The sequence below is a fragment of the Bradyrhizobium vignae genome (assembly GCF_004114425.1).
Taxonomy (GTDB): Bacteria; Pseudomonadota; Alphaproteobacteria; order Rhizobiales; family Xanthobacteraceae; genus Bradyrhizobium; species Bradyrhizobium vignae.
In genome coordinates this window covers 1-23,055 of sequence record NZ_RDQF01000084.1, presented here as the reverse complement: position 1 = coordinate 23,055, position 23,055 = coordinate 1, and the positions used below count along the sequence as shown (strand labels likewise).

General features: G+C 64.6%; 20 protein-coding genes and 1 tRNA gene. 19 read left to right on the top strand and 2 right to left on the bottom strand.

The genetic code is table 11. The features are described 5' to 3' along the window. Positions 1–226 precede the first annotated feature (226 nt). From EAV90_RS36530 to EAV90_RS36515, 4 genes are all read left to right on the top strand, one after another. Positions 227–493, top strand: coding sequence for a helix-turn-helix domain-containing protein (locus EAV90_RS36530; protein ID WP_129146196.1), 267 nt, complete (start codon positions 227–229; stop codon positions 491–493). A gap of 93 nt (positions 494–586) precedes the next feature. Beyond that, complete coding sequence (locus EAV90_RS36525) at positions 587–2,320, top strand: SulP family inorganic anion transporter (RefSeq protein ID WP_129146195.1); 1,734 nt, start codon at positions 587–589, stop codon at positions 2,318–2,320. A gap of 66 nt (positions 2,321–2,386) precedes the next feature. Further along, a complete protein-coding gene (locus tag EAV90_RS36520) occupies positions 2,387–3,226 on the top strand; it encodes a shikimate dehydrogenase (protein ID WP_122401037.1) in 840 nt (279 codons plus the stop codon). 57 nt (positions 3,227–3,283) lie between these two features. Next, positions 3,284–3,910: a hypothetical protein gene (locus tag EAV90_RS36515; RefSeq protein ID WP_122401038.1), complete on the top strand. Its 627-nt coding sequence runs from the start codon at positions 3,284–3,286 to the stop codon at positions 3,908–3,910. Positions 3,911–4,056: 146 nt separating this feature from the next. Here EAV90_RS36515 and EAV90_RS36510 read toward each other — a convergent pair whose 3' ends face one another. After that, a complete protein-coding gene (locus tag EAV90_RS36510) occupies positions 4,057–5,193 on the bottom strand; it encodes an alpha-hydroxy acid oxidase (RefSeq protein WP_122401039.1) in 1,137 nt (378 codons plus the stop codon). Positions 5,194–5,308: 115 nt separating this feature from the next. On the opposite strand from EAV90_RS36510, the gene EAV90_RS39910 reads away from it, so the two are divergent. From EAV90_RS39910 to EAV90_RS40990, 12 genes are all read left to right on the top strand, one after another. After that, positions 5,309–5,476, top strand: coding sequence for a hypothetical protein (locus tag EAV90_RS39910; protein WP_164937260.1), 168 nt, complete (start codon positions 5,309–5,311; stop codon positions 5,474–5,476). A 222-nt stretch (positions 5,477–5,698) separates the two neighbouring features. Continuing rightward, the gene (gene glmM / locus EAV90_RS36505; RefSeq protein ID WP_122401041.1) at positions 5,699–7,042 is read left to right on the top strand and encodes a phosphoglucosamine mutase; all 1,344 of its coding nucleotides are present in this window, start codon (positions 5,699–5,701) and stop codon (positions 7,040–7,042) included. A gap of 332 nt (positions 7,043–7,374) precedes the next feature. Next, positions 7,375–8,625 (top strand): MFS transporter, encoded by a 1,251-nt coding sequence (locus EAV90_RS36500; protein WP_162500128.1) that lies wholly within the window; start codon positions 7,375–7,377, stop codon positions 8,623–8,625. 239 nt (positions 8,626–8,864) lie between these two features. Then, positions 8,865–9,740 carry an outer membrane protein gene (locus tag EAV90_RS36495; protein WP_122401043.1) on the top strand — a complete coding sequence of 292 codons (876 nt, stop codon included), beginning with the start codon at positions 8,865–8,867 and terminating at the stop codon, positions 9,738–9,740. A 129-nt stretch (positions 9,741–9,869) separates the two neighbouring features. Beyond that, positions 9,870–10,772, top strand: coding sequence for an outer membrane protein (locus tag EAV90_RS36490; RefSeq protein ID WP_244607863.1), 903 nt, complete (start codon positions 9,870–9,872; stop codon positions 10,770–10,772). 71 nt (positions 10,773–10,843) lie between these two features. Further along, a complete protein-coding gene (locus tag EAV90_RS36485) occupies positions 10,844–11,434 on the top strand; it encodes a glutathione S-transferase family protein (RefSeq protein WP_122401044.1) in 591 nt (196 codons plus the stop codon). Between the two features lie 17 nt (positions 11,435–11,451). Further along, positions 11,452–11,916 (top strand): GNAT family N-acetyltransferase, encoded by a 465-nt coding sequence (locus tag EAV90_RS36480; protein WP_122401045.1) that lies wholly within the window; start codon positions 11,452–11,454, stop codon positions 11,914–11,916. 173 nt (positions 11,917–12,089) lie between these two features. Then, positions 12,090–12,281 carry a hypothetical protein gene (locus tag EAV90_RS36475; RefSeq protein ID WP_244607864.1) on the top strand — a complete coding sequence of 64 codons (192 nt, stop codon included), beginning with the start codon at positions 12,090–12,092 and terminating at the stop codon, positions 12,279–12,281. Between the two features lie 79 nt (positions 12,282–12,360). Continuing rightward, entirely contained in the window at positions 12,361–13,533 is a 1,173-nt protein-coding gene (locus EAV90_RS36470) for a phosphoserine transaminase (RefSeq protein WP_129146194.1), read from the top strand. Between the two features lie 118 nt (positions 13,534–13,651). Then, a complete protein-coding gene (gene serA, locus EAV90_RS36465; RefSeq protein WP_122401048.1) occupies positions 13,652–15,241 on the top strand; it encodes a phosphoglycerate dehydrogenase in 1,590 nt (529 codons plus the stop codon). 216 nt (positions 15,242–15,457) lie between these two features. Next, positions 15,458–16,630: a thiolase family protein gene (locus EAV90_RS36460; protein WP_122401049.1), complete on the top strand. Its 1,173-nt coding sequence runs from the start codon at positions 15,458–15,460 to the stop codon at positions 16,628–16,630. Between the two features lie 349 nt (positions 16,631–16,979). Beyond that, positions 16,980–17,201, top strand: coding sequence for a hypothetical protein (locus EAV90_RS40990; RefSeq protein ID WP_376707306.1), 222 nt, complete (start codon positions 16,980–16,982; stop codon positions 17,199–17,201). A gap of 94 nt (positions 17,202–17,295) precedes the next feature. Here EAV90_RS40990 and EAV90_RS36450 read toward each other — a convergent pair whose 3' ends face one another. Beyond that, on the bottom strand, positions 17,296–20,664 hold the full coding sequence (locus EAV90_RS36450; protein ID WP_129146193.1) for a PAS domain-containing sensor histidine kinase: 3,369 nt from the start codon (positions 20,662–20,664) through the stop codon (positions 17,296–17,298). Positions 20,665–21,366: 702 nt separating this feature from the next. Here EAV90_RS36450 and EAV90_RS36445 point away from each other — a divergent pair. The 3 genes from EAV90_RS36445 (at position 21,367) to EAV90_RS36435 (ending at position 22,638) form a co-directional block, all read left to right on the top strand. Further along, positions 21,367–21,801: a phasin gene (locus EAV90_RS36445; protein ID WP_122401052.1), complete on the top strand. Its 435-nt coding sequence runs from the start codon at positions 21,367–21,369 to the stop codon at positions 21,799–21,801. Positions 21,802–22,168: 367 nt separating this feature from the next. After that, a tRNA-His gene (locus tag EAV90_RS36440) sits at positions 22,169–22,245 on the top strand. 69 nt (positions 22,246–22,314) lie between these two features. Continuing rightward, complete coding sequence (locus EAV90_RS36435; RefSeq protein ID WP_129146192.1) at positions 22,315–22,638, top strand: hypothetical protein; 324 nt, start codon at positions 22,315–22,317, stop codon at positions 22,636–22,638. Positions 22,639–23,055: the final 417 nt, after the last annotated feature.

Genomic DNA, 23,055 nt, shown 5'->3' with positions numbered 1-23,055 from the left:
TACCTCGTCTACTACAACAACCACAGACCCCATCAGGCCTTGGCAGGACAAACTCCCAAGGCTTTCGCCGCTTCCAAGACCACCGCGATCCAATCAGCGAATTATTGAACATCGACAGCAATGACGGAGGACGCGCGAGCTCCTTGCGCTTATCCAAGAATGATGTATTTTACATCATTGTATATGTTCTGAACATCATTTATAAGTTCCAATACGTGAGGCCAAGGTGATCACGTCGTTCCAGATGCGGGCGGCCCGCGCGCTGCTCGGCATTGACCAGAAAACCCTGGCCGAGCTTGCCGGCGTTTCGCTGCCGACCATCCAGCGGATGGAGGCCTCTACCGGCAATGTTCGTGGCGTGGTCGAGACCCTGATCAAGGTGGTCGAGGCGTTCGACCGGGCCGGCGTCGAACTGATCGGCGAGCAGGCCCGCAGCGACAGCGGCGGGCGTGGCGTTCGCCTCAAGGAGCCGGGGCCGCCGCGCCGCATCTGAGCATGATCGCTACGGTGATCGTGCCCGGGCAGAATGAACTAGCGCATCGTCGTCGCACGCGCGCGGCACGATGCACCGGAGCATTGTGGGGCAATGACCATCACAAGTGATCAGGCGAGCCGGCTGCACCAGCTGCATCAGCCGACCTTTGCCGAACTGTATCTGCCGAAGCTCGTCACCGTCTGGCGTGAAGGCTACGGTCTCGCCGATTTCCGCGCCGACGTCTTTGCCGGCCTGACGGTTGCGATCGTTGCGCTGCCACTGTCGATGGCGATTGCGATCGCTTCGGGCGTGACGCCGGACCGCGGCCTCTACACGGCTGTGGCCGGCGGCTTCATCGCTTCCCTGCTCGGCGGCAGCCGGTTCCAGATCGGCGGACCTGCCGGTGCGTTCATCGTCTTGGTCGCAGCGACCGCAGAGCGTCACGGCGTCGACGGTGTCATCCTCGCGACCACGATGGCGGGCCTGTTTCTGATCGCCGCGGGCCTGTTGCGGGTCGGCACCTACATCAAGTTCATTCCCTATCCGGTGACGGTCGGCTTCACCGCCGGCATCGCCGTGATCATCTTCGCCAGCCAGCTCCGCGATCTCTCAGGAATCGCGCTCGCGGGAAGGGAGCCCAGCGAGTTCGTGCCGAAACTCCTCGCGCTCGCCCGCGGCCTCAACACCATCAATCCGTCCGCCGTCGCAGTCGCCATCGTCAGCATCGCCATCATCGCCGGCTTGCGCCGCTGGCGGCCGTCCTGGCCCGGCATTCTGATCGCGGTCGTGTTTGCGGCGGTCGCAAGCGGCATGCTGTCGCTCCCGGTCGAGACCATCGGCTCGCGCTTCGGCGGCATTCCGCGCGAGCTGCCCTCCCCAGTGCTGCCGGCGTTCTCGTTGGAGAAGGCACGGGCCGTGCTGCCGGATGCGATCGCCTTCGCGCTGCTGGCGGCCATCGAATCGCTGCTGTCGGCGGTGGTGGCTGACGGCATGACCGGCCGCCGTCACCGGTCCAATTGCGAGCTGGTGGCGCAAGGCGCGGCCAATATCGGCTCGGCGCTGTTCGGCGGCATCTGCGTCACCGGCCTGATCGCACGTACCGCCACCAACATCCGCGCCGGCGCGCGCGGGCCGCTCGCGGGCATGCTGCATTCGGTGTTCCTGCTGCTGTTCATGCTGATCGCGGCGCCGCTGGCGAGCTACATTCCGCTGGCCGCGCTCGCCTCGGTGCTGGTCGTGGTGGCCTGGACCATGGCGGAGAAGCAGGAGTTCGCCACGCTCTTGCGCTCGTCGTGGGGCGATGCCGTGGTGCTGCTCGCGACCTTCCTGCTCACGATCTTCCGCGATCTCACCGAAGGCATCCTGGTCGGCTTCGCGCTCGGCGCGGTGCTGTTCATCCACCGCATGGCCGAGATGACGGGCATCGAGGAGCGCACGCCGCTGGTGGCCGCCGATCGGGCCGATGACAGCAACGGTGCGCGCGTGCCCTACGACCCCGCGCTTGCGATCGACCGCGACGTGCTGGTGTATCGCATCACCGGCGCGTTCTTCTTCGGCGCAGCCTCGGCGATCGGCGGCGTGCTCGACGACATCGCCGACCGGCGCAAGGCCTTCGTGGTCGACTTCGCCGCGGTGCCGTTCCTGGATTCGACCGCGGCCAACGTGCTCGGCCGGGTCGCGGCCAAGGCGCACCGCCAGGGCATCAGGCTGTTCATCACGGGGGCCTCGCCCGCGGTCCGGCGCGCGCTGCTCACCCATGGCGTGAGCCCGCCGCGCGCGCGCTATCGCCAGAGCCTCGAGCGTGCCATCGCCGACATCAAGGGCCGAGCCGCCGCTGCGAGCTGACGGCGCGCGCTTGACAGCGCGGGCGCGACGCGAAATGGATCGCCTCGGAAACGACCCGAGGGAAAGATGACCGCGCCAAGAACTCCCGCAGCCTGTCTGATCGGATGGCCGGCGGCGCATTCGCGCTCGCCGCTGATTCATCATTACTGGCTGCGCACGCTCGAAATCGAGGGCGGCTATGTCATCGAAGCGGTTCCGCCCGAGGACCTGCGCGATTTCGTGCTGCGGCTGTTGCTGCGCGGCTTCGTCGGTGCCAACGTCACCATCCCGCACAAGGAAGCCGTGCTGGCGCTGTCGACGCCCGATGCGCGCGCCAAGGCGGTCGGCGCCGCCAACACGCTGTGGTTCGCGGATGGCGAGCTGCGCGCGACCAACACCGACGTTGAAGGCTTCGTCAACAATCTCGACGCCAGCGCCTCCGGCTGGGATGCGGCTGAGGAAGCGCTGGTGCTGGGTGCCGGCGGCTCCGCGCGCGCGGTCGTGTTCGGCCTGCTCGAACGCGGCGTCAAGTGCGTGCATGTCGCCAATCGCACCGTCGCGCGGGCCGAGACGCTGGCAAAGCAGTTCGGACCGAACGTGCATCCCGTGACGTGGGACGCGATCGGCGACGTGCTGCCGCAGGCAAAACTTCTCGTGAACACGACATCGCTCGGCATGCACGGGCAGCCTTCACTCGATGTCGATGTCGCACGGCTGCCGCAAGCGGCGGTCGTCGCCGACCTCGTCTATGTTCCCCTGGTGACGCCGCTGCTCGCCGCAGCGAGGGCGCGAGGCCTGAAAACCGCCGACGGGCTCGGCATGCTGCTGCATCAGGCGGTGCGCGGCTTCGAACTGTGGTTCGGCCGCCGGCCTGAGGTCACGGCCGAGCTGCGCGCGTTGGTCGAGGCCGATCTCACGAAGTCTTGAGAGAATAGGGCGCGGCTCTTCGGAGTTCTCCATCCGTGGGGACAATCGGAGACCATCATGCCTGTTCAACGTGCAACTTTCACACGTCCGCTGATCGCCGTCGCGATGGTGGCCGTCTCGACCTACTGCGCCTTCGCCCAGAAGGCGCCGGTGCCGACGCGCGTGCGCGGCACCATCGAAAGCGTCAATGGCGACACCATGCAGGTCAAGTCGCGCAGCGGCGAGGAGGTCAAGCTTCACCTCGCCTCCGACGTGAACGTGTCGGGGATCACCAGGATTTCACTCGCCGACATCAAGCCGGGTTCGTTCATCGGGGCGACCACCGTGCCGGGACCGGACGGCAGCCAGAACGCCGTCGAGGTGCACGTGTTTCCGGAAAGCATGCGCGGCACCGGCGAGGGCTCTCGGCCGTGGGACCTCAAGCCCAACTCCAGCATGACCAATGCGACGGTGGCCGAGAGCGTCGTCGGCAATGACGGTCACACGCTGCTGGTCAAGTACAAGGACGGCGAGAAGAAGGTGTTCGTCGCCGACAACACGACGGTGGTGACATTCGTGCCCGGCGACAAATCCGACCTGAAGGCCGGCGCCAAGGTCATCGCCTTCATGAAGCAATTGCCGGACGGCTCGTTCGAGACCAACCGCGTCAGCGTCGGCCGCGACGGCCTGACGCCGCCGATGTGAGGGCGGGTGGTGTAGCGCGCAGTTGCCTCCACAATCTCCGCTGTCGTCCCGGATCAGCGCTCCGCTCCAGCTAACGCTGCGCGTTATCTGAAGCTGCGCTTGTCCGGGACGACAGTTATCAATGTGGCAGCGTCTCGCCAGGCGTCTCACACCGCAATGACATGATCATCGATCTCGTCGATCCGGTTGACGCCGCACAGGCCCATCGTCGTGAGCAGCTCCTTCTGGATGATCTCGATCGCCTTGGCGACGCCGGCCTGGCCGCCGGCACCTAAGCCATAGGCATAGGCGCGGCCGATCATGCAGGACTTTGCGCCGAGCGCCAGCGCGCGCATCACGTCCTGGCCGGAGCGAATGCCGCCGTCGAACATGATCTCCATCTTGTCACCGACCGCGTCGGCGATCTCGGGCAGCACCTCGATCGAGGACGGGGCGCCATCGAGCTGGCGGCCGCCATGATTGGAGACGACGAGCGCCTGCGCGCCGGTCTTGGCGGCTTCCTCGGCATCCTCGACGTCCAATATGCCCTTGATGATGAGCTTGCCTGGCCAGATGCTGCGGACCCACTCGACGTCCTTCCAGTTCAAGGAGGTATCGAACTGCGAGGCGGTCCACTCGGCGAGTCGGTTGAGATCCTCGGTGTTCTTCACGTGACCTGCGATGTTGCCGAAGGTGCGGCGCTTGCCCCGCAGCACGCCGGAGACCCAGGCCGGCTTGCTGGCGAAGTCCAGGAGCTTCGACAGCGACCACTCGGGCGGCACCGTCATGCCGTTCTTGATGTCGGCATGGCGCTGGCCGATCACCTGCAGGTCGACGGTGAGCACCAGCGCGCTGCACTTGGCGGCCATCGCGCGCTGGATCAGCTCCTTGATGAAGCCGCGGTCCTTCATCACGTAGAGCTGGAACCAGAACGGCTTCTCGACATTGGCGGCGATGTCCTCGATCGAGCAGATCGACATCGTCGACTGCGTGAACGGGATACCGGCGGCCTGGGCGGCACGGCAGGCATGGATCTCGCCGTCGCCGTGCTGCATGCCGAGCAGGCCGACCGGCGCGAGAATCAGCGGCATGGTCGAGGGCTCGCCGAGGATCGTGGTCGAGGTGTCGCGCTTGGAGACGTCGACGAGGATGCGCTGGCGGAACTTGATCGCCTGCATGTCCTCGCGATTGGCGCGCAGCGTTTCCTCGGCATAGGAGCCGCGGTCGCAATAGTCGAAGAACGCCTTCGGCACGCGGCGCTGATGCAGCGTGCGAAGATCGTCGATACAGGTGATGTGCTTCATGTCGTTTCCCCGGCCCGTCTGACGTGGAAGTTCTTGCATCGGAACATTTCGGGGTCATCTAGCATGGTTGGATGCACAGCCAAATCGTTTGCAGCACGTTTTCAAGGAGGGCGCCATGAAGCGGCCGCACGCTGGACCCTCGCCGGAAGAGATCAAGGAGAAGCATGATCTCGAGGAGGCGCTGGAAGAGGGACTGGAAGAGACCTTTCCGGGCTCCGACCCGGTCAATGTCACCCAGCCGGCGCCGAGCCGCGAGGACGGCCATGTGAAGCGCGCCGGGTAGCGCGGGTTCCAGCTGGCGCGGCGTTCCAGTATGAAATATAATGTTAACAAAGCGTTATTGAGGCGTTGCCGCGCCCGGTTCCGTAACGATTGATCATATTTTTTGAAGCCAAGTTAGCTACCATGGCATTATAAGACCCCCAGCACATCAGGGGATGCGGGGCCCGGTCGGGCAGCCCGTGGTTGTAAAGGGGATTCCCTGGTTGTTGCCTTGGGGGACGATATGAGCCGCAAATATTTCGGGACCGACGGGATCCGGGGCCGCGCCAACGGACTGATCACGCCGGAGCTCGCGCTCAAGGTCGGCCAGGCCGCAGGCCTTGCGTTTCAGCGCGGCGACCACCGCCACCGGGTCGTGATCGGCAAGGACACCCGTCTGTCCGGCTACATGATCGAATACGCGATGGTCGCAGGCTTCACCTCGGTCGGCATGGACGTGCTGCTGGTCGGCCCGATGCCGACGCCGGCGGTCGCGATGCTGACCAAGTCGATGCGCGCCGATCTCGGCGTGATGATTTCGGCCTCGCACAATCTGTTCGAGGATAACGGCATCAAGCTGTTCGGGCCGCAGGGCTTCAAGCTCTCCGATGATGTCGAGCGGCAGATCGAGCAGTTGCTCGACGAATCCCTCGACAAGCGGCTGGCGCAGAGCGCGAGCCTCGGCCGCGCGCGCCGTATCGACGGCGTGCACGACCGCTACATCGAATTCGCCAAGCGCACGCTGCCGCGCGATCTGTCGCTGGACGGCTTGCGCGTCGTGATCGATTGCGCCAATGGCGCGGCCTACAAGGTGGTGCCCGAAGCGCTGTGGGAGCTGGGTGCCGACGTGGTGCCGATCGGCGTCGAGCCCGACGGCTTCAACATCAACAAGGAATGCGGCTCGACCTCGCCGGAGGCGCTGTCGAAGAAGGTGCGCGAGATGCGCGCCGACATCGGCATCGCGCTCGACGGCGACGCCGATCGCGTCATCCTGGTCGACGAGCGCGGCCACATCGTCGACGGTGACCAGCTGCTCGCGGTGATCGCGCAGAGCTGGAAGGAAGACGGCCGGCTGTCGCGGCCGGGCATCGTCGCCACCGTGATGTCAAATCTCGGCCTCGAGCGCTTCCTGAACGGGCAGGGGCTCGAGCTCGTGCGCACGCCGGTCGGCGACCGCTACGTGCTCGAGCAGATGCTGAGCGGCGGCTACAATCTCGGCGGCGAGCAGTCCGGCCACATCATCCTGTCCGACTACGCCACCACCGGCGACGGTTTCGTTGCGGCCCTGCAGGTGCTGGCCGTGGTGCAGAAGCTGCGCCGGCCCGTGTCCGAGGTCTGTCACCGCTTCGATCCGCTGCCGCAGATTCTCAAGAACGTTCGTCACAAGGGCGGCAAGCCGCTCGACGATTCCGACGTCAAGTCGGCGATCTCCGACGGCGAGAAGCGCCTCAACGGCCACGGCCGTCTCTTGATCCGCTCCTCCGGCACCGAGCCCGTGATCCGCGTCATGGGCGAGGGCGAGGACCGCATTCTGGTCGAGGACGTCGTCGACACCATCGTCTTGGCGCTGGGACAGGCTGCGGCCTGATTGCTCAACCTCTCCCCGCTCTTCCGCGGGGGAGAGGTCGGATCGCATCGCGATGCGATCCGGGTGAGGGGCGTGGCAGGCTGTCGCCGCACTGAATCTCTATCCGGCGCGCAAGCGACGCGCGCGGTCTCCCCGTCTCGTTCGGACCGGACGTGCGGAGACAGCCCCTCACCCCACCCTCTCCCCGTGAAGGCCCCCGTGAAGGACGGGGCGAGGGAGCCAGAGAGTGGGGGATACCCGCGCATCCCAGCCATTTGCGATTGGCGCTGGTTCCCCCGCCGCCTGCATCGTAATCAGTTCCTCGCGGCAATCTGCCGCGCCGGGATGCTGCCTTGAACAAGCCTGTCGTCGTCTCAGAGGAAACGCTGACCGAGCCCATCGTCGTCAGCGACGTCGCGCCCGCCGCCAAGGCAGCCGCAGGGCCGGCCTACATCGTGCTCGCCGGCATCAGCGTCTCGCACTTCCTCAACGACACCATGCAGTCGCTGATCGCTTCGGTGTATCCGATCCTGAAGGACACCTACGCGCTCGACTTCGCGCAGATCGGCATGATCACGCTGGCCTTCCAGTTCACGGCCTCGCTGCTGCAGCCGGTGGTCGGGCACTACACCGACAAGAAGGCGCAGCCCTATTCGCTGGCGATCGGCATGGCCTCGACGTTCTTCGGCCTCTTGCTGCTCAGCACCGCGCACCAATATCTCGTCATTCTCCTCGCCGCTGCACTGGTCGGCCTCGGCTCGGCAGTGTTTCACCCCGAATCCGCACGCATTGCGCGGCTCGCTTCCGGCGGCCGCTACGGCTTTGCGCAATCGGTGTTCCAGCTCGGCGGCAGCTTCGGCACCTCGATGGGGCCGGTGCTGGCGGCACTGATCGTGGTGCCGTTCGGGCAGGGCAGCATCGCCTGGTTCTCCTCGATCGCGTTCCTCGCGATCCTCATCCTCTGGCGCATCGGCCGCTGGTACGCGCCGCAGATCACGACGAAGAAGGCTGCGCCCGTCCATACCCAGCCCGGCGGGCCGAGCTCACGCCGTGTCGCCGTGGCACTGCTGGTGCTGGTCGCGCTGTTGTTCTCCAAGCAGCTCTACGTCTCGAGCCTGTCTAGCTATTACATCTTCTACCTGATCGACCGTTTCGGCGTGTCGACGCAGGCAGCCCAGATCTATCTCTTCGTTTTTCTTGCAGCGAACGCCGTCGGTGCGTTTCTCGGTGGTCCCTTGGGCGACCGCTTCGGCCGCAAGATCGTGATCTGGATCTCGATCCTCGGTGCGCTGCCTTTCACGCTGGCGCTGCCTTATGCCGGGCTCGGTGCCAGCGCCGTGCTCAGTGTCGCCATCGGCCTGATCATCTCCTCGACGACGTCCTCGATCATCGTGTTCGCGCAGGAGCTGGTGCCGCACCGCTTCGGCATGATCTCCGGCGTGTTCTTCGGTGTCGCCTTCGGCATCGGGGGCCTCGGCGCGGCCGTGCTCGGCAAGCTCGCCGACCACACCTCGATCGAGTTCGTCTACCACGTCTGCGCCTATTTGCCGGCGATCGGGCTGCTCGCCGTGTTCCTGCCGAAACTGCCGCGGCCGCTACGTTAACGCATCCTCTCTTGCCGCTTTGCGGCTTCACACATCGTTAGGGAATGCGGCGAGGGCGTCGCATTTGGCGCGGCATTCTTGCAACGCTCGCGCGACGCGCGCGTGTGGGTAGAGAAAAAATCAACCTTAAAAATTAGGGTTAAGTGGCGCTTAAGCATTTGCTGCCATCGTCCGCGTCGTGAGTTTCCAGAACGTGGGGCCTCTGCATTTTGCCTCACCGGCCAATAAGGACGAAGCCAATGCGTAGCGTTAAGTCTCTCCTTGCCGCGGGTGCGGCAACCCTGATCTCGTCGATGGCGTTCGCCGCCGATATGCCGATCGCCGCGCCCCCTCCCATGTACGCGCCGCCGGCTCCGCCCGCCGATTTCGGCGGCTGGTATCTGCGCGGCGACATCGGCATGACCAACCAGAGCATGAAGAGCCTGCACAGCGCGAGCATCGACAGAGTGAACACCAACTTCCCCGGCTCGCTGCAGAACAACGGCTTCGGCTTCGACAGCTCTCCGCTCTACAAGCTCGGTGTTGGTTATCAGTTCAACAACTGGTTCCGTGCCGATCTCACTGGTGAATATCGTGGCAAGGCGAACCTTCACGGTTCGCAGAACGTCCCAGCGAACTCAGCCTATGCCGCTGCCAATAACCAGTTCTTTGTCGACAATTACTCCGGGAGCAAGTCGGAATGGGTCGTCATGGCCAACGCCTATGTCGATCTCGGTACCTGGTGGTGCGTCACGCCCTATGTCGGTGCCGGTCTCGGCGGCGCGTATAATCGTCTCAGCGGCTTCCGCGATGACGGCGTGATCTCGACGGGCGGCGTTCAGAGCAGCAGCGTCACCTATGCGGGCGATTCCGGCAAATGGAATCTAGCCTGGGCCGTGCACGCCGGCCTTGCCTACAAGGTTACGCCAAACGTGACGCTTGATCTCGCCTATCGCTACATCAATCTGGGCGACGCAGTGACTGGGCCCACTCGCTCTTTCGACGGCGTCACCGTGGTGAACGGCAGCGCCTTTACAGTCAAGGACATCACTTCGCACGATCTGATGCTCGGCGTGCGCTGGAATCTCGATCAGCCGGCGCCGGTCTACCATGCGCCGCTGGTCACCAAGGGCTGAGCGGCAGCCTCATCGCTTAACGTCTCTTAACGGCGCGGGATCATCCCGCGCCGTCTTGCTTTGCGGATTTTTCATGGCTCGACCGCGGCGAAATCGCCGGACGCAACCATTGGTTAAGGTTAACGAGCCATGATCATCAGCGAAAGTTCGAGTCCGATTTGGAGCGTTGCGATGCGCAGGCTTTTGTTGGCAGCGGCGATGTTGGGGATGGTGTCTGCCGCGCACGCGGCCGACATGCCGGACCTGCCGATCCTGCGCGGCGGTTTCACCGACGGCCTGTCGAAGTCCTCCGTCAATTGGGATGGCTTTTACGTCGGTGGTCAGTTCGGCTTTGCCACGACCGAGATCGACTTCAGCCGGGCTCCGAAATCGATGACGGATTTCGTGTTGCGCGACAGCATCCTGCAGGCTCCCGTTGGCGGATGGTCGCTGCTACCGAAGAATCACGTCCAGACGACGGGATTCGGTGCCTTTGTCGGCCGGAATTGGCAATACTACGACGCCGTGATGGGCGTTGAAGCGAACTACAGTTACATGAACAATCTCGCGAGCACGGCGAGCGATTCCATGACGCGGTTGATCCCCGGCGAAGCCGCGCCACCGAATCACACCTATACTTACAACACGACGCTCGGCGGCGGCGCTGCGTTGCAGCTCAAGGACTATGTGACCTTCCGAGGTCGGGTTGGATGGTCCGGTGGAGACTTCATGCCTTATGCGTTCGGCGGCCTTGCGATCGGACGTGCTGATGTGTCGAGGTTTGCGACAGTGTCGTATCTGAAATACGACGACTTTACGGACCCGACCACCGGCGCCGCGAGCCGCACGACCGCTGGCCCCTTTTTGATGACGCAGTCCGAGCGGCGCGTGAACAGTTTCATCTATGGCTGGACGGGGGGCATCGGCATCGAATACGCGCTGCTCGACTGTGTGATCCTGCGCGGCGAATGGGAACACGTCGGGTTCTCGAACGCCAAGAATATCTCGGTCAACTTGAACAATTTTCGTTTGGGCGCCGGCTACAAGTTCTAGACCGGCGGTCGTAGTCGTTGACACGGCCGCTTCGTCCTGATGCTCTGTCGCTCAATAGCGGGGCGGCAGCGATGAAGATCTACGGCGATAGCAATTCCGGCAATTGTCTGAAGGTGAAGTGGGTCTGCGACAAGCTCGCGCTGCCCTACCAGTGGATCGAGGTCGACACGAGCAAGGGCGAGACGCGCACGCCGCAATTCCTGAAGATGAACGGCGCCGGCCAGGTGCCGACCGTCGCATTCGACGACGGCCGCACGCTGGCACAGTCCAACGCCATCATCCGCTATCTCGCCCGCGACAGCGTCCTCATTCCGCGTGATCCCTTCGCTGCGGCGAAGATGGACGAATGGCTGTTCTGGGAACAGTACAGCCACGAGCCCTATATCGCGGTGTGCCGTTTCCTCATCGTCTATCTCGGCAAGGACGTCGCCGAGCTCGATCCTGAAAAGGTCAAGCGCGGCTATGCGGCGCTGGACCGCATGGAGCAGCATCTCTCCACCAGCCGCTTGTTCGCCGGCAATGAGGTTTCGCTCGCCGACGTGTCGCTGCTCGCCTATACCCGCCTCGCGCATGAAGGCGGCTTCGATCTTGGCCGTCATGCGTCCGTCCGCCGCTGGATCGGCGAAGTCGAAGCGTTTCTCGGCCTTTCGCCGGTGCGCTGAATCCGGAGTTGCCTGACATGAACGACGAAGCCGTCTGCATCCGTCCCGCGCGCCGCGAGGACGTCGCCGCGATCGTGGCGATGCTCGCCGACGATCATCTCGGCCGCGCGCGCGAGCGCGTGGAGAATCCGTTGCCCGCCGCCTATTACGACGCATTCGCGCGCGTCGAGCGCGATCCGAATCTGACGCTCGTGGTTGCCGAGAGCGCGGGCAGGGTGGTCGGCTGCCTGCAACTCGCGATCCTGCCGGGCATCAGCTCGCAAGGCGGCGTGCGCGGCCTGCTCGAGGACGTTCGCGTTGCCTCCGATTGTCGCAGCCGCGGCATCGGCGAGCAGCTGGTGCAATGGGCGGTGACGGAAGCAAAGGCGCGCGGCTGCAATCTGGTCGAACTGCTCACGCATCAGACGCGAATCGATGCGCAGCGCTTCTACAAACGGCTGGGATTCACCGCCAGTCACGTCGGCATGACTGTCCGCTTTTGAGGCAGCGCGACGCGAGCGCTGTGCGATCAGCGAAATCGAGCCTCGCATTCGTTCATCTTAAGAGCTGATAAACTACCCGGCGGTCGTTCACGTTCCCATGGGAACGAACGGTGCTACGGCAGCCTCTGACACCGAACTCGGTCGGTTCGCGGATTTCGATGACAAGCTATTCAATGATCAAGGTCGGCAACGACTACGTCGTGCAGGCCAATGACAAATGCATTTTGAAGGTCGGCAGCCGTCGCAGGGCCGCGCAATTGATCAGCGATGCCACGGACATGCTGAATGCGCTGGCCGTGGTGGAATCCCCAAATACCGTGCCCGAGACGCCATCACCGGCGCGTGAGGCCCCGGAACTTCCTTGACTGCCCTTCACGTTTCCCGTATCAGCCGCGGCGGGACACCTCCCCCCAACGGGAGGCTTACTATCTGGAAGGGTAGATCATGACTGTAGCGAAGCCCGCTTCGCGGCCGACTGTGCCGCATTTCTCCTCCGGCCCCTGCGCCAAGCGCCCCGGCTGGAATGCCCAAAATCTCAACGACGCAGCGCTCGGTCGCTCGCATCGCGCGAAGATCGGCAAGACCAAGCTCAAGCTAGCCATCGACCTGACGCGCGAGGTGCTCGAGGTTCCCGCCGATTACCGCATCGGCATCGTGCCGGCCTCCGATACCGGCGCGGTCGAGATGGCGCTGTGGTCGCTGCTGGGTGCGCGGCCCGTCACCACGCTCGCCTGGGAATCCTTCGGCGAGGGCTGGGTCAGCGACATCGTCAAGGAATTGAAGCTGAAGGACGTCACCAAGCTCAACGCGGGCTATGGCGAGATCCCTGATCTCTCCAAGGTCGATCCCAAGAGCGACGTCGTCTTCACCTGGAACGGCACCACCTCGGGCGTGCGCGTGCCGAACGCCGACTGGATCAGCGCGAGCCGCGAAGGCCTGACCATCTGCGACGCGACCTCGGCTGCGTTTGCGCAAGCTCTCGACTGGTCCAAGCTCGACGTCGTTACCTTCTCCTGGCAGAAGGCGCTCGGCGGCGAAGCCGCGCACGGCATGCTGATCCTCTCGCCGCGTGCCGTTGAGAGGCTGGAGACCTACAAGCCGGCCTGGCCGCTGCCAAAAATCTTCCGCCTGACCAAGAGCGGCAAGCTCAACGAAGGCATCTTCGTCGGCGAGACCATCAACACGCCGTCGATGCTCTGCGTCGAGGATTATCTCGACGCGCTGAACTGGGCCAAGTCGATCGGCGGCCTCAAGGCGCTGATCGCGCGTGCCGACGCCAACACCAAGGTGCTCGCCGACTGGAAGGCGAAGACGCCGTGGATCGACTTCCTGGCCAAGGACGCTGCGATCCGCTCCAACACCTCGGTGTGCCTGAAGTTCACCGATCCCGCGATCACCTCGCTTCCGGCGGACGCGCAGGCCGACTTCTGCAAGAAGCTGGTGGCGCTGGTCGAGAAGGAAGGCGCCGGCTACGACTTCGCCTATTACCGCGATGCGCCGGCGGGCCTGCGCATCTGGTGCGGCGCCACGGTGGAGGCGAAGGACGTCGAGCTGCTGACGCAGTGGATCGACTGGGCCTTTGCCGAGACCAAGGCACAGCTCGCAAAGGCGGCTTGACCAAACCATCTTCGTCATGGCCGGGCTTGACCCGGCCATCCATCAATCGATGATGGATCCGCGGGTCGAGCCCGCGGATGACATTCCGTAAATGCAGCACGCACCACGGATCATCCCCATGACCATACCCAAAGTTCTCATTTCCGACGCGCTCTCGCCCGCTGCCGTGCAGATCTTCAAGGACCGCGGCGTCGAGGTCGACTTCCAGCCCAATCTCGGCAAGGACAAGGACAAGCTCGCCGAGATCATCGGCAATTACGACGGGCTTGCGATCCGCTCCGCGACCAAGGCGACCGCCAAGATCATCGAGAAGGCGACCAGGCTGAAGGTGATCGGCCGCGCCGGCATCGGCGTCGACAACGTCGAGATCCCCGCCGCCACGGCCAAGGGCATCATCGTGATGAACACGCCGTTCGGCAATTCGATCACGACCGCCGAGCACGCCATCACCCTGATGCTGGCGCTGGCTCGCGAGATCCCGCAGGCGGACGCCTCGACCCAGGCCGGCAAGTGGGAGAAGAACCGCTTCATGGGCGTCGAAATCACCGGCAAGGTGCTCGGCGTCGTCGGTTGCGGCAACATCGGTTCGATCGTCGCCGACCGCGCGCTCGGCCTGCGCATGAAGGTGATCGCGTTCGATCCGTTCCTGTCGCCGGAGCGCGCCAAGGACATCGGCGTCGAGAAGGTCGAGCTCGACGACCTCTTGAAGCGCGCCGATTTCATCACGTTACACACGCCGCTGACCGAGAAGACCAAGAACATCATCGATGCGGCTGCGATCGCCAAGATGAAGAAGGGCGTCCGCCTGATCAACTGCGCCCGTGGCGGTCTCGTCGACGAGCAGGCGGTGGTCGATGCGCTCAACTCCAAGCATATCGCCGGCGCCGCCTTCGACGTCTTCGTCGAGGAGCCCGCTACCAGGAACGTGCTGTTCGGCCATCCCAATGTGATCTGCACGCCGCATCTCGGCGCGTCCACCACCGAAGCCCAGGAGAACGTTGCGCTCCAGGTTGCCGAGCAGATGTCGGATTATCTCCTGACCGGCGCGATCTCGAATGCCGTCAACTTTCCCTCGATCACGGCCGAAGAAGCTCCGAAGCTGAAGCCGTTCATCGCGCTTGCCGAGAAGCTCGGCTCCTTCGCCGGCCAGCTCACCGAGACCGGCATCCTCAAGGTCGAGATCACCTATGAGGGCCATGTCGCCGAGATGAAGATCAAGGCGATCACCTCCGCGGTGCTGTCGGGCCTGTTGCGGCCGATGCTGGGCGAGGTCAACGTCGTCTCGGCGCCGGTCGTCGCCAAGGAGCGCGGCATGGTGGTGGACGAGATCGTGCGCGCCGCCCAGAGCGACTATGAGAGCCTGATCACCGTGACCGTCGCGACCGAACGCCAGGAGCGCTCGGTCTCCGGCACCGTCTATCACGACGGCAAGCCACGCCTCGTCGACGTCAAGGGCATCCGCGTCGATGCCGAGTTCGGCAAGTCGATGATCTACATCACCAACGAGGACAAGCCGGGCTTCATCGGCAAGTTCGCAAGCCTGCTCGGCGATGCCAAGATCAACATCGCCACCTTCCATCTCGGCCGCGTCGCGCCCGGCAGCGATGCCATTGCGCTGGTCGAGGTCGACGGCGCCGTGCCGGCCGACGTGCTCGCCAAGGTGCAGGCCCTGCCGCAGGTCAAGCAGGTCAAGGCGCTGTCGTTCTGATTTTCACCTCTCCCGTAGGGAGAGGTGACAGGGCAAGTCGACAGAGCCAGATTAATCACGCCCGTCACCATATATTCCGACCCACGGAACAACGCCGCCTCCCTCACTGGAGGCGGCGTTTTTATTTTCCCCGCGCCTGCCGAACTGTGTACCAATGGCGCCCAGAACGCCTCGTAGCTATGCTCCGTTCCAAATCGTTCGAAAAGGGAGAAAACAATGCGTGAAGCCGTCATCGTTTCCTATGCGCGCACGGGTCTCGCCAAATCCGGCCGCGGCGGGTTCAACATCACACCGCCGATGTCGCTCGCGGCCCACGCCATCAAGCATGCTGTGAGCCGCGCCGGCGTCGAGAAGGACTATGTCGAGGACTGCTATCTCGGCAATTGCGCCCATGGCGCGCCGAACATCGGCCGCCAGGCGGCGCTGCTTGCGGGCTTGCCGAAGACCACCGCCGGCGTCTCGGTGAACCGCTTCTGCTCCTCGGGTCTGCAGACCATCGCGATGGCGGCCAACTCGATCCGCTCCGACGGGGCCGACTGCATCGTCGCCGGCGGCGTCGAAAGCATCTCGATCCCGGGCGGCGGCTCGCCGAAGGAATCGATCGATCCTGAGCTGCTCAAGGTCGCTCCCGACATCTTCATGGCGATGATCGACACCGCCGACATCGTCGCCGAGCGCTACAAGCTCAGCCGCGAATACCAGGACGAGTACTCGCTGGAATCGCAGCGCCGCATGGCCGCGGCGCAGCAGGCCGGCAAGTTCAAGGACGAGATCGTCCCGATGAAGACCAAGATGAAGGTCGTCGACAAGCAGACCAAGGCCGAGAGCATCGTCGACTACGTCGTCGATCGCGACGAGTGCAACCGGCCCGACACCACGATGGAAGGGTTGGCAAAACTCGAGCCGGTGAAGGGCCCGGGCAAGTACGTTACCGCCGGCAATGCCAGCCAGCTCTCGGACGGCGCCGCCGCCGTGGTGCTGATGGAAGCCAAGGATGCCGAGAAGCGCGGCCTCAAGCCGCTCGGCCGCTTCGTCGCCTGGGCGACCGCCGGCTGCGAGCCCGACGAGATGGGCATCGGCCCGGTGTTCGCGATTCCGAAGCTCTTGAAGCGTACCGGCCTCAAGATCGACGACATCGATCTGTGGGAGCTCAACGAGGCCTTCGCCAGCCAGTGCCTATATTGCCGCGACAAGCTCGAGATCGATCCCGCCAAGTACAACGTCAACGGCGGCTCGATCGCGATCGGCCATCCCTTCGGCATGACCGGCGCCCGTCTCACCGGCCATCTGCTGCAGGAAGGCGCGCGCCGCAAGGCCAAGTGGGGCGTGGTGACGATGTGCATCGGCGGCGGCCAGGGCGGCGCCGGCCTGTTCGAGATCTATCACTGAGATCGTCGCAAGGAACACGAAAAGGGCACGGCACGGCAAGTGCCGTGCCCTTTTGTTTGAACCACCGTGCCGCAAAGCTGGTCTGCAACCGAAGCCTTATTCGTCGAGCGCAGGAAATCTTTGGCTGGCCGCGCGTTATGCGCGACGGGGCAGATGGAGGAGAACGCTCATGCGCTCAACAATGGCAGCAATCCTGACGACGATCCCGCTCCTGGCGGCGCCGGCGATCGCGCAGCAGACAACGCCGAACCCGAACATGCAGAGTGAGGCGGACAAGGGCATCAAAACGGAAAACTCCGGCGCTTCGGGATATGTCGGAGAGCAGGATAAGCCGGGCACGGCCGCAACCATGCCGGGCGATCGCAACCGTGCCGACAGTGGTGTTGCCACGTCCCCGAGCGCGCAGAATTCAGGCGCGGGCATCGCGGGAGCACCCGGCAACAAGAGCGGTCCGCCCGCCCAGAAGGGAACAGTCGGATCGGCCTCCCCAAATCTTTCGGTCCAGGAGCAGGACCCTTCGAACGTCAAGGGCATGCCGGGCAACAAGAGTGGTCCGCCCGCGAAGCGATAGGTGATCGCAGCAGAGCCCGGTTCTGGAACCAGCTCCTGCGCAGGAGCTTTGCTTCACCTCTCCTGAAGCGAGAGGCCGGGGGGCGCGACACGCTCTAAGTCTTCGCCAGCGCCGGTGCGAACACGACCTCGATCAGCGTGCCATGACCGGCGCTCTTGATGTTGAAGCGGGCGCGGTTGGCTTCGACCAGCGCTTTCGTCAGCGACAGGCTGAGCGCGGAATTGTCGGCGGCATCGCCGGGCGGCGGGGTGCGGAACGGCTCCATTGCGGCGGCGACCTCGCGCTCGGTGAGGCCGTGGCCGGTGTCGCGGATGCGCAGCGCGATCTCGCCGCGGTCGGTGAGTGCCGTCGAGACGATGACCTGGCCGCCGGCGGTCGCAAGCCGGATCGAGTTCGAGATCAGGTTCATGGTGATCTGCCGCATCGCGCGCGCGTCCGCGTTCACCTGCGGCAGCGCATGCCCGAGCGAGGTGCGGATGATGATGCGCTCGCGATTGGCCTGCGGCTGCATCACCGTGACGCAGGCCTCGACCAGGTCGTTGAGATTGAGGTTGGCGAAATTGAGATCGAGCTTGCCGGTCTCGATCCGCGACAGCTCCAGCAAATCGTCGATGATGGTGATGACGCGCTCGCCGGAAGCGCGGATGTCCTTCATGTATTCACCATAGCGCTCGTTGCCGAGCGCGCCGAAGCGTTCGGAGATCATCACCTCGGCAAAGCCGATGATGGCGTTGAGCGGCGTGCGGATCTCGTGGCTGATCCGCGCCAGCATGTCGGCCTTGGCATTGGCTGCGCCGTCGACGAGGCGGCGGGCCTGGATCAATTCGCTCTCGCCCTTCTTGCTCTGCGAGAGGTCGCGGAACACGGCGAAGAAGTTCGGCCCGTCCGGCCGCGTGCGGCCCATGATCATGGCGAGCGGAATCACGCCGCCCTTCTTCTCGCGTCCCAGCACCTCGCGGCCGTGGTCGAGCAGGCTGGAGATGTCCTGGCTCTTCAGGCTTCCCAGATAGTCGGCGACGATCTGCTGGCTCTCGGGCGCGAACAGCGTCAGCAAATTCTGCTCGAGCAGCGCTTGCCCGTCATAGCCGAACAACGCTTCCGCGCTGCGGTTGCAGGCGTGGATGTTGCCTTCGGCATCGAACATGACGATGCCCTCGGCGGTGGTGTCGAGGATGGCGGCGAGATCCTCGGCATCGGCATCGCCGGCCGCGGGCTCCACGTCCGCCGCGTAGGAGTCCGCGACAACGGAGTCGGCCACCAGGGTCTCTGTGACGGCAGCCGCCGCGGTGATGGGGGCCGCCTGCGGCCCTGCGCAGATCAGCGCATGCGCGCTCTCGCCGTCCCAGTCGATCGTGTGCAGATGCGCATTTGTCGTCGCCAGCGGCGCTTGCCCGTTCGCGACCGTCGCGCTGATCGCAACCGGCGTGCCGCCTTGCGAGGTGCTGCTCGCCGATGACACGCCAGGCTCGACATAGAGCGCGTCAAGTCCGCCTGCATCCTCCAGCGCGTTCAGGCTGGCATAGCCCATGCGCGCGAGGAAGGCGGGATTGGCGTAGAGCAGGCGGTCGAGCCGATAGATCAGGATGCCCGTCGGCAGGAGGTCGAGCAGCATGCGGTCGCGCGCGCTGGCGCCGCTCGCCGGCGGTGCCGGCTCGGCCAGCCATTCGGCTGCAGCCTGCAGCGGCTCCGGCGGTTCGGCCGAGATCTCCGCCGCCGGCTCGGCCGTATCCGCCGCGATGGTCTCGCGCTCGCGTTCGAGCCGCTCGGACAATTGCCGAGCGAGCTCGTTGAACGCGCTGTTCTCGACCGGCGTCAGCGTCGGGGCGCGCGTATCTCCGGGCGGGCGGAACGGCACGACATTGGGAGGCGTTTCCACGGGCGTGTCCAGATCGGTTGGGTGTGAAGTCGCGTCGCTTGTGGGCTCTGGCAGGTCGGGCTCGGCTGTCGGCTCGGGTGGCTCGACTGGCGGCGCCGCCGCCGCTGCTTCGGGCTCTGCTTCGGATTTGGGCTTAGGTTCGACGACGTCAGCGGAGCGGCCCTGCTGCGCCGGCGGCGCGCCGAGCGGCTCGAAGCGCCTGAGCGCCTCGAGCCGGTTGAGGCCGTCGAGATCGCGGCAGACGCCGAATCCTTTGAAGCCCGCAAAGTTGTGCTCGCGATCGTAGACCGGCAGGCCCGCAAGCTCGACCGGAATGTGCTCGCCGCCATCGGCCGGCCAGCTCACGGTGATGCCGGCCCAGGTGTCGTGGCTCTCGAGCGCCTTTGCCACGCGCCCGTCCGGATCGAGCGAGAATTGCTCGGCGATCTCGCGCCAGGGGCGGCCGAAGCCGGCGGCCGTGCGCGCGCCGATCAGGCGGATGAATTCATCGGAGAGAAGCACAAAGCGGCCCTCTGCATCCGACTGCCAGAGGAAGCGCAGCGGATGCTGACGCGGTGCGGGCGGCTCTTGCTGGCCCGAGGCCCCTTGGCCCGACGGCGGCTCGACCATGCCGACAGTGATCGGCGTAGCCTGCGCCGACACAAGGGCCGAGCAGTGGTTTTCAACCGGAGTTTTGGCCGCGGCCTCACTCCTCTGGTCGGGCACCGGCGCCTCCACGGCCGCTTCGGCCGGTTCGGACGCGGGCGTCATCGGCTCGGCTGTTTCGTTTGCGTCGACCGGCTCCGCGAAGGCGTCGAACAATGCGATGCCGCCCGGCTCCTCCAGCGATGACGGCTCGCCCGTCACCGCGGCCTCCCGCGGCGCGGATTCAACCGGCGCTTCGGCGACGGCATTCGTCGTGTTCTCCGGCGCGACCGCTGCGGGCGCCTTGTGCGCGGCACCGGGCTCGATCAGCGCGACCAGCCCGACATCGGCCCCGGTGCCGACCCGCTGCAGCACCATCTGGCCGATCCCGATCGGCGTCGCGGCGCGGCCGGTTGTCAGCGCATCGCTGCGGGCCCGATCGAGGCCGGCCTCAAAGAGATCGCGAAAGCCGAGCAGGGAGCGGGCTGCCTCGCTCGCTCCGACGAACAATCCATCCGGCGCGAACGCCGCCATCGGCACATTGGCGCCCGCAACGAGGCGATGCAGCCGCTCCACCAGCGGCATCGGGCGCAGCGTCGGGTCCATCGCGGTGATGAGCACGGCATGGCCGCCATCGGCGAAGTCGAGCCGCGCGCAGGCGCAGGTCATCAGTGTGCCGAGCCGGGCGCCGAAGCCGCGCAGCCGCTCGAGCCGCACCGCGCCGTTCGCCGGCAGCTGGTGCGCGAGCCTGATAACCTGACGGCGATGGCTATCCGCCGGGCCGAACACCTTGTCCGCAAGGCCTGCGCTATTCGCCGCGCCGAACAGTCTTGCGCCGACTGGATTGGCCCACAGCACGCGCGCGCCGTCGATCGACCACAGCCAGGCCGGCAAAGGAGAGGTCGCATGCACGGCCAGCCGCGGATCGCCTACCCCTCGCAACTGGAAATCCGAACGCGTCATAAGGCCGGCTGTCGCTCACGCATCAGGGCGGCCGCCGGGAATGGCAGCCTTAAGAAAGGGTTAGTATCGCCCGGAAGGCGCGGGCAGGTCCACGGCCGCAAGCCCGCAAGAGCCCCCCAAGCGGCGATAACCTTAATGCGCCCAGACCCGCAAGCCGCAGCCAGCTTCATCCAAGGGATTCGCCAAGGGATTCGCGTCTTCAGGCTGGCTTGCCAAGAGATGTGCCTTCACGCGGCATCGCAGCTGCCCATCCTCCTCTGGAGGGCCTGGAGGGGGAGGATCGGTTCGCATGCAGCGAAACGGAGAGCGAACCGAGGTGGGGTGACAGTCTCTCCCCGCAGGCGATCCTCATGTGGACAGATCAGCCCGCCGCGCCTCGCATGGCTGACCCGTAGCGAGCCGACCCTCCTCCCCAACGGTGGGCAAAAGGCGGCCAAGCAGGCACCGCACTACCTCAACCCGCGGTTCCCCCGCCTTGGAACTTCACCCTCTACGAGATTAATTTCGCAACGCATCCTCAGGACGATTGCGATGCACAATGTTGACATGATAGGCAGCCATAGTGCTGGGCGCTGGGCGAGCCATCTCGTTTGTTTCGCGTTTCCAGTCTTACGTTCCCGCTCAATGCCAGGGTCCACAATCGGGGCCGGCGGGCGCGCCAGAAGGCTCACTCCACTTTTTCAATTTGCGTGAGGGACCAACATGACAGGTGCGACTGATCCGTTTTCTGCCTCGATCATCCCGTTCGAGGTTCCTGAGCAGATGCGTGCGTTCGCCGAGAAGGGCGCGGCGCAGGCCCGCGAGAACTACGCCAAGTTCAAGGACGCCGCCGAAACCCACAACGGCACCGTCGAGGCCGTGTTCACCTGCGCCAGCAAAGGCGCGAGCGAGTACACCGCCAAGCTGGTCGAGTTCATGAAGGCCAACTCCAACGCCCAGCTCGACTTCGCCCAGCAGCTGTTCGGCGCCAAGTCGCCGTCGGAAGCCTTGGAGCTGTGGACCGGCCACGCCCGCAAGCAGCTCGAGACCTTCCAGTCCCAGGCCAAGGAGCTGGTCGAGCTCACCCAGCGCGTCGCCGCCGAGACCGCCGAGCCGATCAAGGCGAGCGCCTCGAAGTTCTACCAGCCCGCCGCCTGAGCGGTGAGGCCGGTTTGAGCTAAGAAACCCGGGCCGAAAGGCCCGGGTTTTTTTCACCTCTCCTGCTTGCACATGTAGGAATCCGGGAAGGTCGTCATGCCGGGACAAGCCCGGCCATGACGATGTGGAAGCTTCAGCGCCCTAAGCGCCAGCGTCATATGCGCTGCCCTGCCGCAAGCGAGAGAGGGGGGCGCAACCCTCGACGCCCGCCACCGCGTCCGATTTCCTCGCACCGAAGGTGATTTCCGCCGGTTTTTCACCCCATTGCGGCCTTGCCAAAAACCCCCGTTGCACCTAGTTTCCGCCCCGTCCAGCCCCCTCGGTGACCGGCCCAATCAGGGCGTCCCAAGGCGCGGCTCGCCAGGATGCAGTTGTAGCTCAGTTGGTTAGAGCGCCTGTCTGTGGAACAGGAGGTCGGTGGTTCGAGCCCACCCAACTGTACCAATGTTCTCAGCCTAAATCGGGTTGGTTCAAAAGGTCGCGTAGCTACCAATTAGCTATCACGCGGGGACGATGAACGACGAAAGTGACGCTGTGCTTGTCGATATTTGCGACAACGACAACACCTATGCTCGCAGCATCATTCAAGCTGCGGGCCGCGATGAGGCCATAGCCAAGGCTGAAGAGTGGGCGCGGGTGAGGTCCCAAGAGACCGGGAAGCCCTTGTTGATCGGCAAGCGCCCCGGCCATCCCGGTAGTGTCCACAGCAAAGTGTTCGGTCCACCGACGCGACGCCATAGTTCTCGAGAGAGGCAAGGTCGAAGCGGCGCCGGACGACCTTTATGTCGATTGTACCGCGAAAGCATTCAGGAAACGCCCGTCGGTTTCGGTCTTTGATGCGGAAGAGATCACGCGCCAGCAGGTGCGCCCGGGACGTCTCAGTTTGAGTGCGGCCTTGATTGCGCATGTGGAAGCATCTTATGGCGATGACGCGATCAAGAATGACTTATGTGCGCCAATTCCGTCAGTAGAGCTCGCGGCAGATTATTTGAGCACGATGCTGGACACTTTGCGAAATGAACGGCGATGGGGGCCGATAAGGAGCTGCGTCGTTGGATCGACCAGCATAGGTTATCCGGCACTGGTTTTCCGGACACCGGCGTAAGGTCAAGTCCCGAAGGAGTACGTAGTCATCCGTGAAGAGCGGCTAAGCGATTGAGCTGGAATCGCATTTGTGGTTGCGGGGTGTTTTAGGATTGCAGGGTTTTGATGCTTCGGGCATCGGAACCTTGCAATTTCATTTTCAGGATTCCG

What these genes read in the sequence shown, in the direction of transcription:
- EAV90_RS36525 (WP_129146195.1), top strand. Translation starts at nt 587, where the DNA reads ATGACCATCACAAGTGATCAGGCGAGCCGGCTGCACCAGCTGCATCAG.
- EAV90_RS36520 (WP_122401037.1), top strand. Translation starts at nt 2,387, where the DNA reads ATGACCGCGCCAAGAACTCCCGCAGCCTGTCTGATCGGATGGCCGGCG.
- EAV90_RS36515 (WP_122401038.1), top strand. Translation starts at nt 3,284, where the DNA reads ATGCCTGTTCAACGTGCAACTTTCACACGTCCGCTGATCGCCGTCGCG.
- EAV90_RS36510 (WP_122401039.1), bottom strand. Translation starts at nt 5,193, where the DNA reads ATGAAGCACATCACCTGTATCGACGATCTTCGCACGCTGCATCAGCGC.
- EAV90_RS39910 (WP_164937260.1), top strand. Translation starts at nt 5,309, where the DNA reads ATGAAGCGGCCGCACGCTGGACCCTCGCCGGAAGAGATCAAGGAGAAG.
- glmM (WP_122401041.1), top strand. Translation starts at nt 5,699, where the DNA reads ATGAGCCGCAAATATTTCGGGACCGACGGGATCCGGGGCCGCGCCAAC.
- EAV90_RS36495 (WP_122401043.1), top strand. Translation starts at nt 8,865, where the DNA reads ATGCGTAGCGTTAAGTCTCTCCTTGCCGCGGGTGCGGCAACCCTGATC.
- EAV90_RS36490 (WP_244607863.1), top strand. Translation starts at nt 9,870, where the DNA reads ATGATCATCAGCGAAAGTTCGAGTCCGATTTGGAGCGTTGCGATGCGC.
- EAV90_RS36485 (WP_122401044.1), top strand. Translation starts at nt 10,844, where the DNA reads ATGAAGATCTACGGCGATAGCAATTCCGGCAATTGTCTGAAGGTGAAG.
- EAV90_RS36480 (WP_122401045.1), top strand. Translation starts at nt 11,452, where the DNA reads ATGAACGACGAAGCCGTCTGCATCCGTCCCGCGCGCCGCGAGGACGTC.
- EAV90_RS36475 (WP_244607864.1), top strand. Translation starts at nt 12,090, where the DNA reads ATGATCAAGGTCGGCAACGACTACGTCGTGCAGGCCAATGACAAATGC.
- EAV90_RS36470 (WP_129146194.1), top strand. Translation starts at nt 12,361, where the DNA reads ATGACTGTAGCGAAGCCCGCTTCGCGGCCGACTGTGCCGCATTTCTCC.
- serA (WP_122401048.1), top strand. Translation starts at nt 13,652, where the DNA reads ATGACCATACCCAAAGTTCTCATTTCCGACGCGCTCTCGCCCGCTGCC.
- EAV90_RS36460 (WP_122401049.1), top strand. Translation starts at nt 15,458, where the DNA reads ATGCGTGAAGCCGTCATCGTTTCCTATGCGCGCACGGGTCTCGCCAAA.
- EAV90_RS40990 (WP_376707306.1), top strand. Translation starts at nt 16,980, where the DNA reads ATGCCGGGCGATCGCAACCGTGCCGACAGTGGTGTTGCCACGTCCCCG.
- EAV90_RS36450 (WP_129146193.1), bottom strand. Translation starts at nt 20,664, where the DNA reads ATGACGCGTTCGGATTTCCAGTTGCGAGGGGTAGGCGATCCGCGGCTG.
- EAV90_RS36445 (WP_122401052.1), top strand. Translation starts at nt 21,367, where the DNA reads ATGACAGGTGCGACTGATCCGTTTTCTGCCTCGATCATCCCGTTCGAG.
- EAV90_RS36435 (WP_129146192.1), top strand. Translation starts at nt 22,315, where the DNA reads ATGAACGACGAAAGTGACGCTGTGCTTGTCGATATTTGCGACAACGAC.